Source organism: Spiroplasma sp. hy2, from assembly GCF_044714365.1.
Taxonomy (GTDB): Bacteria; Bacillota_I; Bacilli_A; order Mycoplasmatales; family Mycoplasmataceae; genus Spiroplasma; species Spiroplasma phoeniceum.
In genome coordinates this window covers 1-12,486 of the sequence record NZ_RXFZ02000010.1, presented here as the reverse complement: position 1 = coordinate 12,486, position 12,486 = coordinate 1, and the positions used below count along the sequence as shown (strand labels likewise).

Below are 12,486 nucleotides of genomic sequence, written 5' to 3'. Positions count from 1 at the left end.
WTTATAATTATTTTTTTCATTAATTATTTACCTCCATATATTAAAAATATACCTAATTTTAGGTATATTTTATAAATATCAAGAGTTTTCGACAAAATTAAAGAAATTCATTGATAATTTTGCATTAAAAATGATCTTCATCATGAAGACCATATTAAATTGGTAATTCAAAATCATAAATTTTTCCTTCAATAATATAAATTAATGTTTCAGCAATATTAATGATATGTGTTCCAGCCCGTTCAATTGAACGTAATTGTTGCATTGTTAAAGTAATAACTTTAATTTCTTCTTTTGATTTTGCTTCACGAATTTTTTCAATTAAAGCATCATTTTCAACTTTATAAATCTTGTCTAATTCAGTATCATATTTTAAAATATTATATGCTGACTCAATTCGTTCTTCCTCAAAAATATTTGACACTTCTGTTAACATTTCAATGACTTTTGCAACTAATTTTTTTAAAAAATTAATTAACTTTGTTGAAGGTTTATATTTGATATAATAACGACAAATACTTTTTGCATAATCTGCAATACGTTCAACTTCCTTAACAATCAAAATGAAACCAACTATTCGTCGTAAATCTTTTGCAACCATTTGTTGTTTTGCAATTTTTCATAGTGAAACTTCAATGAAAGCCTCTTGCATTTTATTAATTGTTTCATCAGCGGAAATAACACTTTGAGCAAGGTCAACATCATTTGTTTCTAAACATTTAACCATATCATCATATTGATTTTTTGTCATTGCAATCATATCAATAATCATTTGTTTTGTTTGTGCTAAATCATTTTCAATTTTTATGCTCATATTTTGTCCCCCTCTTTTCGTTATTCAAAACGCCCAGTAATATAATCTTCTGTTTTTTTATTAGCCGGACGAGAGAAAATAATCTTAGTTTTATTATATTCAATTAATTTCCCTTTTGCAAAAAAAGCAGTATAATCAGCAACTCGTGCGGCTTGTTGCATATGGTGGGTTACTAAAACAATTGTAAAATCTTTTTTTAGTTGGGTAATTAATTCCTCAATTTTTGATGTTGAAATTGGATCTAATGCACTGGTTGGTTCATCCATTAACAAAATTTTAGGTTTCATCGCAATTGCCCGGGCAATACATAAACGTTGTTGTTGTCCCCCCGATAATGCAAAAGCAGAATCTCGTAAATTATCTTTTACTTCATCTCATAATGCTGCTCGTTTTAAACTTTCAACAACAATACTATTAACTAATTTTCGATCACGAACTCCTTGATTCCGTGGTCCATAAGCAACATTATCATAAATTGACATTGGAAATGGTGAAGGTTTTTGAAATACCATCCCAATGTCTGTTCGTAATTTAACAATATCTGTTTCAGGACTATAAATATTCTTCCCATTAATTAAAATTTCACCTTTAAAAACTGACTTTGGCTCAACATCATTCATTCGATTAAATAAACGCAATAATGTTGATTTTCCTGATCCTGAGGAACCAATAAAAGCAGTAACAGTATGTTCTTTAATTTTCATTGAAATATTAAAAAGAGCCTGCTTGTTTCCTTTGTAAAAAAAGTCAACATTTTTTACTTTAATTAAATCTGGATTATTATCTGATGAATCAAATGTTGGATTCTTAATAATTACTTTTGGATCCATTATTTTTCCCCTTCTTCTTCGTCTTATTTTCTTCATGGCGTTGTTTTTTCTTTGGTACAAATTTTTTTCAAAAATTATTAAAACTTTGTTTTTGATGAAGATAATTTTCTTTTGAAAAGAAAAATTTCAAGTTATTAATTCAATTTTTTCACTTCGCTCTAAATCCAATATTAACATAATTTGGTGCAAATTTCTTTCCTAAAATATGGGCCAAACTATTTGATAACCAAATTAAAACCATAATCGCAAAAGCTAATTCAAACATAATTCGCATTGCTCCTGCTGTTGCTCCTTCTTTTGAGAGCATTAGAATTTGTGTTGTCATACTTGCCCCTGGTGACATAAATCCAGCAATTGGTAACCGTACCGCGGTTCCTAATGTTAAATAAACTGGCGCTGATTCACCAATAACACGTCCAATTGCTAAAATAATGGCAGTAATAATACCTGGCATCGCATTTGGTAAAACAACTTTCAGCGTTGTTGATGTTTTGTTAGCTCCTAATGCTAATGAGGAATGTCGCAATGAGTTTTCAACACCTGATAAAGCATCCTCAATACTACGAATCATAATTGGCAAAATAACAATTGTTAAGGTTAAACCAGAGCTTAAAATGGATAATGGTAAACGACAAACACCAATAAAGAAAGCTAATCCAAAAGTTCCATAAATAATACTTGGTGTTGATGATAAAACATCAATTGCAAAACGTACCACTTTTGCAAAAATGCTATTTGGACGGGCATATTCATTTAAATAAATGGCAACCATTAATGATAATGGTATCGCAAAAATTATTGAACAAATAACTAATAACAGAGTAACTAAAAATGTTGAAAGAATTCCTGCTCCGCCATCAAAGGTTGATGTTGAAATTAGATCACTTCATACCATTCCAAATAATCCTTTTCAAATAATTGTAGCTAAAATAACTAATGTAAATGATACAATAATTACAGTTGAAAAGATTAAAAAGAACATTCCGATTCCATCTTTAAACTTTTTCAAACCCCTTGTTTTTTCAATATGTTCATAAAATAACTTATTAATTTTATTAGCATTATATGATTTACTTAATCGTAAACCTTTTGTTGTTTTACGAGCATGATAGTTTCGTTTTCGATTATGAAATGCTTGTGATAAAATAATAAAAATATTAATAATACAGACGATAATAAATAATACTAGTCCAATTGCATATAATGCTGATTCATGCATTGGCCCTGAATTTTCCAACATTTCTAATCCAATTGTTGATGCTAAAGTTGCTATTGATGAAAAAATAAAATTAATAAAACCATTTCCAAGTTTTAAACCATCTGGTGCGTTTCCAGCAATCATCATCACCGCCATTGTTTCTCCAATAATCCGTGCAACTCCCATCATAATAGCAGTAATAATTTTAAATCAAGCTGAACGTAAAACAATACGATAAGTTGTATGGGTTTTACTTAATCCTAATGCTAATGAACCAAAGCGATATGAATCAGGAACATTTTCTAAAGCATTGATTGATAATGAAATCATAATTGGTAAACCCATAAAAGCTAAAGTAATTGATGTTACTAATAAGTTTGAGGTTGAAGGAGCACCCATTAACATGAAAAGCGGTCCTAAAATTGCTAAAGCAAATAATCCAAAAACAACAGATGGAATTCCAGCTAGCAATTGGATAATACCAATCACTTTACGTTTAATCCTTGAACTTAAATATTCTGAAATATATAATGATGAAAAAATAGTTAACGGAATTGCAAATAGTAAAGCAATTAATAAGACAAAAAATGTTGCAATAATAATTCCTCAAATACCAAATTGACTATTATTAGCATTTCAAGTATTACCTGATAAAAAGTCTCAAAAACCACCAGGATAATGCTGGAAGAAATAAATTGATTTATAAATGATAAAACCAACTAGAGTTAATAAAATTAAAATTGTTAAAATCGCAAAACAATAAATAATAATTTTTGAAGTAAAATCAATAATTTGTTTTCGTCCGCGAAAATTATTTGTAAAACGAATTTTTCATAATGTTATTTTTTGGGAAAACGGTTGTTTTTCTTTCGTGACTTCTTTCTTGGTCATAGTTAATTCTCCATTCCGTTATATTCATATTCAGAATATGCTTGATATTTTTCGGGAAACTTTTTCACAATAATATCTCAAATACTTTGATAATCTGATTTAAAATTTCAAGCTACTTTTTCACTATCAGTTGTTCTTCCACTTTTTGCAAAAGTTTTATTATTATTATACTTTCGGAAGAAAAAGTCATCAATTGATAATGGTTCTTCGCCTTCTTCCATATATCAATATGCAGCATCATGTGGACTTAACTTAAAATTTGGGTCATAATAAGGATTATATTTCCCATTTCGTAGTTTTGGTTTTGTTTTTGAATATGGTAATGGATCTAACATTCATGCAATAAAAGGTAAGGCATTATTGAATTGTTTTCCTTGATAATTAATAATTCCAGTAAAGGGTCTTGTTAAAGAATAAGCTGGATTAAATTCATAATTATTATCAATAACTTTATATGGTAATTCTGGTTCTGTACTTCCTTTACTAATAACACTAGCAATTGCTTTTGCCCCTAAATCTTCATTGCTAATAATTCTTTTAATATATGAAAAAGAAATATAACCAATTGACCCAGGAGTAGTTGAAATTGCTTGATACATTGAACCATTTGATGAAGCTACTTGATTTGTTTCATATTTTTTGCTTTTAATTACTGCTGATTCAAAAAAATCTCTTGTCCCACTTCCAGACTCACGTGTTAAAGTATAAAATTTATTGCTACCACTACTACAAACTAATTGCGAACCAAAAGCTTGTTGTCAAGTAAAATTTGGATCAGTATAAATCTTACGAATTAATTCAGTTCCTTCTCCACCAAAAAAACTTTGAAATTGTAACAAATCTTGGTGTGGTTTAATTTGACAACCATTTGGTAAATGATATACCAAGATAATATAATCACGGGCAAAAACAAAACGACCAGTATGATAATCTGCTCATAGTTGTTGAGCATTAGAGCGGTTATCCCCTGGTTTAGGCGTTGAATTAACATCTTTTGATAAAAAACCAAAAGCATAACTACCATTTTTTGCACCAACTAAGGCAGCAGCACTTCCTAATGAATTATATAAAATATCTTCTTTGTTATCACGTTTATATTGTTCCGTAATATTTGCCATTACTTGGGCAACTGATGTACTCCCTCCAGCAACAATTACATTACTCGCCGATGCAATTGTTCAAATAATAATTGATATTACTAATGCCAAAGCAGAACCAACTAAAGTAAACATTTTATGATGGCTAATCTCTCCTACTACACTCTTAAGAAAATGTTTTTTTTCTTTCTTTTCCTTAACAGCCTTAGTAGATTCGTTTGGCTTCATTCGTTAAGTTTCCTCCCCTTTATATGGTTTTATTTCTTTAAAACTTATTTATACTAATTGTATCAAAAAAATAAAAAATCATAAATAATTTATGCTTTTTTATTTTCAAGTTTATTCTCAAATTCTTTAATCATTTCAGCAACTTGTTGTAATTTAATTCCAACAATTTTTGTAATTCCTTTTTGTTGCATTGTTGCCCCATATAATACATCACAATGTTCCATTGTTCCAACGCGATGGGTAACAACAATAAATTGAGTGGTATCAACAAAACTACGAATATACTTAGCAAATCGCTCAACATTTGCTGGGTCTAATGGTGCTTCTGCTTCATCTAAAATTACTAATGGAATTGGTCGGACTTTTAAAATCGCAAAAAGAACTGATAAAGCAACCAATGATTTTTCTCCTCCAGATAATAAATTTAAATTAGTAATATTTTTCCCTGGTGGTGATACTTTAATATCAACTCCTGTTTCTAATAAATTTTCTGGTTCAGTATAAATAATTCTTGCTGAACCACCCCCAAATAATACTTCAAAAGTTGATGGTAAATTCTCATTTACTTCTTTAATTGTTTTATCAAATTGTTCTTTCATAATACTATCCATTTCATCAATTGACTTTAACAAGTTTTTAACCGAATCATTTGCATCGTTATATTCATTATTCATAAATTGAAAACGATCATTTTCCTCTTTATATTCTTCAATTGCTTCTAAATTAACATTGCCAATTTGAGATAAGTCACTTCGTAACTGTTTAATTTCATCACGAATTAAATCTTCATTATCAATTACCTTTAATTCCAATGTCTTAGCATGGTCATATGTCATTTGATATTCTTCTGTTAGTCTTGTTAGATTTTGCTGAATTTTAACATTAATAATCGATAAATCAGTATTCATTTTGCTAATTTGTTCTTGCAAAGCTGAAATATAATATCGTTTTTCTCCAATTTGATTATTAAGCTCATTGATTACTAATGACTGCTTATCTTTTAAACTACGGGCAACATTTAATTGTTGTTCAATTTTTGTTTTTAAAAGTTCTTTTTGTTTAATTTGATCCGTAATATTAAGCACTGCTTCATTTTCAACTATTTTTGTTTCATTAATATTTTTTGATGTTAGTAACTGATATTCATTTTGCAACTTTGTTTGATCATACATAATAATTTCAATTTGTCGTTTCCCTGCCCCAATTGAAGCTTGATTTTCAGCAATAACTTCATTAATTTCATCTAATTGTCGTCGAAGCATATTTAATTGTTTTAAAATATAATGATATTCTTCAGTTTGCATTGCTAATTTTTCATTAAGAATTCTTAATTCTTTTTCTGGATTAACAATGGTCATCCGTGTTCGTCGTGAACCCCCTGTAACAGCTCCTTGCGGGCGAACAATTTCGCCATCTAATGTAACAATATTATAATGATATTTTGTTAACTTTCCAATTTCTTGTGCACTATCAAAATCAGTACAAATCAAATAACGACTTAGTAAATAATCAACTGCAATTCGAAATTCTTTTTTTACTTTAACTAAATTATTTCCTAAGCCTAAATATCCTCGCACTGATTTAATTACAAATTCTTCATCACTGTTAAGATAGCGTGGCGATATTACATCTAACGGAATAAATGTTGCTCGTCCAGCACGGTTTTGTTTTAAATATGAAATTGCTCGTTTTGCGCTATCAACATTTTTAACTAAAATATCTTGTAAACTCCCACTTAAAGCAGTCACAATTGCTTGCTCATATTTTTCATCAACATTAATAATATCTTGAACTAATCCCATAATTCCAGGCAAAACATTTTTATTATTAATAATATTTTTAACACCTTCATGTAAATTATCCTGATTTTCAAAATTATGTTGTGCACGTTCTAATTCACTTTCTAAACGAATAATTGTTTTATTAATTGCTCCTAATTGCTCATTTAGCCCAGCTTGCTTTGTATTAAAAGTTTCACGTTGAACACGATATTCTTGTTGCTGTGTTTCTAATGTTGCCAATTTTTCACGTTCATTTTGTAAGTTAACGGTTAATTCATTATAATCATTAACCATATTAGTAATAGTAATATCATTATTAGACATTTTTAAAGCTGCTTCTTTATTATTTAATTCAATTTTATGTACTTTTAAATCACTAATTTCTGAAACTAAACTTTGAAATTCTTTAGTTAAAACATTAATTTTACTATCCAAATTAAAGTTTTCTTTGTTTAATTCATTATATTCAATTTCTTTATTTTTTAATTCTCGATCAGCATCTTGTTTTGTACTAATAATTTTTTTCTGCTGTGAGCGTAATTCTAATAATTTGTCATTAAAAAAAGTAATATCTTTTACTAAAACAGCTAATTCAATTTGATTTAATTTATCTTTTAATGTTGTATATTTGATTGCTTTTTCACTTTGCCGTTTCAAACTTGGTAATTTACGTTCGATTTCATTTAAAATATCTTTTAAACGTGCTAAATTCTCATTTGAACGGTCCAATTTTTTTAAAACTTCTAATTTACGGCGTTTATATTTTGCAACCCCAGCAGCTTCTTCAAATAAAGCACGTCGTTCTAATGGCTTTGCTTCTGCAAAAGCATTAATATTTCCTTGTGAAATAATTGCTAATGATGACTTTGTTAAACCACTATCCATTGCAAAATCCTGAATGTCTTTTAAACGAACTCGTTGTTTATTAATAAAATATTCATTTTCACCAGTTCCTCGAAAAACACGACGAATAATTTCGATTTCATCATAGTCCATTGCAAAAATCCGGTTTGTATTATCAAAAATTAGTTTAACTTCTGCCATATTTAATGCTGGTTTTGTTTCTGACCCATTAAAAATAACATCTTCACTATTATTCCCACGAAGTGATTTAATTGATTGTTCACCTAAGCATCAACGAATTGCATCATTAATATTTGATTTTCCGCTCCCATTTGGTCCTACAATTCCTATCATTTCATGATCAAAATTGACTGTTAATGGATCAGCAAATGATTTAAAACCAAATGCCTCTAATTTTTTTAAAAATAACACTACTCATCACTTCCTTAAATCTCAAAATTAACAACCAATTTATTCTTTAATAATTATTCTATAAAAATTTATTATTTGCAACTAAAATTAATAAAAACATCAAAATAAAGTTTCCTAATGAAAAATGAGAGTAAAATTTATTCTTATTTTATTCTCATTTATAAGTACTTACTTTTTCTTATTTTTTTTCTCTTTTTTTACTCTTTTTTGTTTTTTTGTGTTTTAATAAATAACTTTAATTTTTCTCATCATTGAAAACCATTATTTTGATGATCTGGTAACAATAAATTTAAGAAAATTCCAGCAAATGCTGCTAGTGCAACACCTGTAAATTGTAAATTACCAGTCCCTAAATTAAAATTAAAAACCGCCCCTCCTAAGCCTAACACTAACATAATTGCTGTTACAAAAACATTTTTCATATTTGTATAATCAATTTGATTATTAATTAACACTCGAATTCCGTTTGTAGCAATCAAACCAAACATAATCATACTAATCCCACCCATTACTGGTGCTGGCAACATTTGTACTAATTGATTCACTGGAGCAATAAATGATAATCCAATTGCAAACAAGGCAGCCAATCCTGTTACTCATACCGAAGCAATTCGTGTCATCCCAACTACTGAAGCATTTTCACCATATGTTGTATTTGCTGGTCCACCAACTAAACTATCAAAAATAATTGAAACTCCATCAGCAACTAATGTCCGATGCATTCCAGGGTCTTTAACAAAATTTTTTCCTATCATTTGCCCCATACTAATATGATCACCAATATGTTCAGCAATCGCAATAATTGCCAAGGGACTAATTGCTAAAATAGCTGGCCCAATATTACTTGCTTTTAAATCTCAAATTTTTTTAAACGATGGATATCATTGTCATTGACTTGGGTCAGTAATTTTTGATGTATTTAAAATTTGATATTCTGTTCCAATTGCGAAATGAAGAATTACACATAATAAATATCCTGCGACAACACCAATAATGACTGGAACTACCTTAGCAAATCCTTTACATTTCAAAGCGATAATTGCTGTTACTAAAAAGGTAAAAATAGCAATTCCAATCCCAATCCAATGTGAATAAGGTTGCTTTCAAGCAGTTGGATTAAAACCAGCATTATTAATTGCACTTGGGGCAACAGACATTCCAATAATAATAATTAATGGTCCAACAATTACTGCTGGTAAAATTCGTTCTAAAAATTTATTACCAATAAAATATACTAATACTCCAAAAGTGATATAAATAACACCAACCATCATTACGGCAATAAAAACCGCATTGCCATATAAAGGGTAACACACCCCCATTGCTCCCATATATGCAAACGAACTTCCCAAATACATTGGTACTTTTGCAGCGGTAATTGCAATATAAATTAATGTTCCAACCCCTGAACAAAACAAGGCCATTGCAATGTTCATAACTTCAACTCCAACTATTTGATTAATAATTAATGGTACTAACACCGTTGAACCAAACATAGCAAAAACATGCTGTAATGCTAAAATTGACCATTGCAAAAAGCTTTTTGGGCGATCATGCGGACCTAATAATAATTTAATATTATTTTCAATTAAAGTAGTTTGTTCTTTTTCCATTATTTTTTCTCCTTCTTTTTTAAAATTGCATAAAAAAACTAGTTTGTAAATTATTACTAACTAGTAAATTGCATTATTAACATTAATTATTGTTTTATTTTGTAGAATATTAAAGATATCAAAAAGAATCTTCTTTTTTTGTAAAAAAACTTCAAATTCTTTCATCAAACCAATTTGCATTTTATACCTCAACATTCCTGCAAATAATGATAACATTTTTTAATATTAATGTAAAAAATTACTAATATTTTTTTATTCCCATTCAATTGTTCCTGGTGGTTTTGATGTAATATCATAAGTAATTCGATTAATTCCATGAACTTCACTTACAATTCGAGCTGATACTTTTTCCAATAATTCAAATGGCAGCCGACTTCAATTTGCTGTCATAAAATCATTTGTATCAACACTGCGCACAACAGCAGTATATCCATATGTTCGTACATCGCCCATTACACCAACTGACTGAACAGGTAATAAAACAACAAATGCTTGTGCAACTTGATCATATAAATTTGCCTGATATAATTCATCAATAAAAATTTGATCAGCTGCTTGTAATAAAACTACTTTTTCTGCGGTAATTTCACCAATAATTCGGACTGCTAAACCTGGTCCTGGAAACGGATGCTTATACACAAATTTAGAATCAATGCCCAATGCTTCACCAGTTCGGCGAACTTCATCTTTAAATAATTCACGTAATGGTTCAATTAATTGAAATGGTAAATCCTTTGGTAATCCCCCAACATTATGATGCGATTTAATTGTGGCAGATGGTCCCTTCACTGAGACAGATTCAATCACATCTGGATAAATTGTTCCTTGTCCTAATCATTTAACATTTTGAATTTTTATTGCTTTTTCATTAAAAATTTCAATAAATAAATTCCCAATAATTTTTCGCTTTTCTTCTGGATTAGTAACTCCCTTTAAAGCAGTTAAAAATCTTTCTTGCGCATTAATTTTAATAATATTTAATTTAAATTTTTCTTGAAATTTTTGTAAATCATTTCATCCACTATCTTGGCGTAATAATCCGGTGTCAACAAAAATACATGTTAATTGTTTTCCAATTGCTTTATGTAATAAAACTGCACAAACACTAGAATCAACACCACCTGATAATGCTAAAACAACATTATCAGTTCCAACTTTATTCTTAATCTCAGTTGTTGCTGCTGAAATAAACTCTGTAATTTTTCATTTTGGCTCACAACCACAAATGTTAAAAAAAAAATTGCTTAATAATTGTTGGCCAATTAAAGTGTGGGTTACTTCTGGATGAAATTGTAAACCATAAATTTTCTTTTCTGAATGTTTAATTGCACTAATTGAATTTTCACTATGAGCAATTTGAATAAAATTTGTTGGCATGCCTTCAATATGATCAGCATGACTCATTCACACTTGTGATTTAACAGGGATGTTCGCAAATAAATCTTCTTGATTATCAATAATTAATTCTGAAAAACCAAATTCTTGTTTTGTTGCTCGTTGTACTGTCCCTTCATGTAAATGACTTATTAATTGCATTCCATAACAAATTCCTAAAACAGGAACTTTTAATTCAAACAATTGTTTATCAATTAAAAATGCATCTTCTGCATAAACAGAAGCAGGCCCACCTGATAAAATAATTCCTTTCATTGGTGTTGTTTTAATTTTTTCTAATGCTGTATTATATGGTCATACTTCACAATATACTTCTAAGTCACGGATCCGACGGGCAATTAATTGAGTGTATTGTGACCCAAAATCTAAAATAATAATTTTATTTGTTGTTTTCATTTATTCACCTCTCCATATGTATACATTTGGTAATTGTCGAAATTGGTCATTATAATCAAAACCATAACCAACAATAAACTCATTTGGAACAATAAATAGTGCATCATAGGGATAATTAAAATTTGGATGCATAGCAATTTTATCTGCTAAGCAAACTACTTGTAAACTATTTGGTTTTTTTGCTTGAATTTGTTCAATGACAGTCGATAAAGTTTTACCAGTATCAATCAAATCTTCAATTAATAAAACATCTTGTCCAGTAATATCTTTTGAAATATCCTTATGAATAGTAAGTTTATTTGTTGACTGAGTTCCAATGTAACTTGAAATACTCATTGTATCAATCACAATTTGAATTTTAAGTTGTTTTAACAAATCACTCATAAAAAATAATGCTCCATTTAGTAAACCAATACAATATAATATTTTGCCTTCGTATAATTTATTTAATTTTTCCGCATAATCCTTAATTTTATTTTGAATTTTATCCTCTGGTAGATATAATTCTAATTTGTCTATTTGCACAATTGTTATTCTCCTTTACAAAATAAAAAAATAAAAACATAAACTATCATTGCTAATGTGCGAAATAGGTTATGCAAATTATTTTTGTTAAATTTACGAAAATAAAACAAAAAAAATTATGCCCTATAGTATCTTAATGACGGTAAGATGTAGAAACATTAGTCCATAATACTAACATATATCAGCATTTTATCTTTTTATCACACATTAACTATAACTTATTCTTAAAATTAATGCAAGATAATTTATAAAACTTTAATTAGGTAATTTAATTAAATAATTATAAATTTTAATCAGCATCTCATAGAATTATTTTTATGTGAAAAGAATTTAAAATAATTCTTTAATTTTGTCGAAAACTCTTGATGAAATAAAAAAAATCATCAATATGACAATTTGAAAACTAATTTTGTGTAAGATTATGATTTTGCTTTAAATTTWWW

Annotated in this window: 8 protein-coding genes and 1 riboswitch; all 8 genes read right to left on the bottom strand. The window is 28.5% G+C overall.

Translation table 4 applies throughout. The features are described from left to right. Window positions 1-154 precede the first annotated feature (154 nt). The 8 genes from phoU to hpt all read right to left on the bottom strand — a co-directional run bounded on the left by phoU (window position 155) and on the right by hpt (window position 12,043). On the bottom strand, window positions 155-814 hold the full coding sequence (phoU, locus tag EHV01_RS00875) for a phosphate signaling complex protein PhoU (RefSeq protein ID WP_422065788.1): 660 nt from the start codon (window positions 812-814) through the stop codon (window positions 155-157). A 20-nt stretch (window positions 815-834) separates the two neighbouring features. Next, window positions 835-1,644 (bottom strand): phosphate ABC transporter ATP-binding protein PstB, encoded by an 810-nt coding sequence (gene pstB, locus EHV01_RS00870; RefSeq protein WP_422065787.1) that lies wholly within the window; start codon window positions 1,642-1,644, stop codon window positions 835-837. Then, on the bottom strand, window positions 1,622-3,733 hold the full coding sequence (pstA, locus tag EHV01_RS00865; protein WP_422065786.1) for a phosphate ABC transporter permease PstA: 2,112 nt from the start codon (window positions 3,731-3,733) through the stop codon (window positions 1,622-1,624). The genes pstB and pstA overlap by 23 nt, the downstream gene beginning before the upstream one ends. A gap of 2 nt (window positions 3,734-3,735) precedes the next feature. Further along, the gene (gene ptsS, locus EHV01_RS00860; protein WP_422065785.1) at window positions 3,736-5,058 is read right to left on the bottom strand and encodes a phosphate ABC transporter substrate-binding protein; all 1,323 of its coding nucleotides are present in this window, start codon (window positions 5,056-5,058) and stop codon (window positions 3,736-3,738) included. Between the two features lie 89 nt (window positions 5,059-5,147). Continuing rightward, on the bottom strand, window positions 5,148-8,114 hold the full coding sequence (locus EHV01_RS00855; protein WP_422065784.1) for a chromosome segregation protein SMC: 2,967 nt from the start codon (window positions 8,112-8,114) through the stop codon (window positions 5,148-5,150). Window positions 8,115-8,311: 197 nt separating this feature from the next. Next, window positions 8,312-9,727 (bottom strand): uracil-xanthine permease family protein, encoded by a 1,416-nt coding sequence (locus EHV01_RS00850; RefSeq protein WP_422065783.1) that lies wholly within the window; start codon window positions 9,725-9,727, stop codon window positions 8,312-8,314. A 252-nt stretch (window positions 9,728-9,979) separates the two neighbouring features. Beyond that, window positions 9,980-11,518: a glutamine-hydrolyzing GMP synthase gene (gene guaA, locus EHV01_RS00845; protein WP_422065782.1), complete on the bottom strand. Its 1,539-nt coding sequence runs from the start codon at window positions 11,516-11,518 to the stop codon at window positions 9,980-9,982. Beyond that, window positions 11,519-12,043 carry a hypoxanthine phosphoribosyltransferase gene (hpt, locus tag EHV01_RS00840; protein WP_422065781.1) on the bottom strand — a complete coding sequence of 175 codons (525 nt, stop codon included), beginning with the start codon at window positions 12,041-12,043 and terminating at the stop codon, window positions 11,519-11,521. It lies immediately after the preceding gene. Window positions 12,044-12,149: 106 nt separating this feature from the next. Beyond that, window positions 12,150-12,247, bottom strand: a riboswitch (purine riboswitch). Window positions 12,248-12,486: the final 239 nt, after the last annotated feature.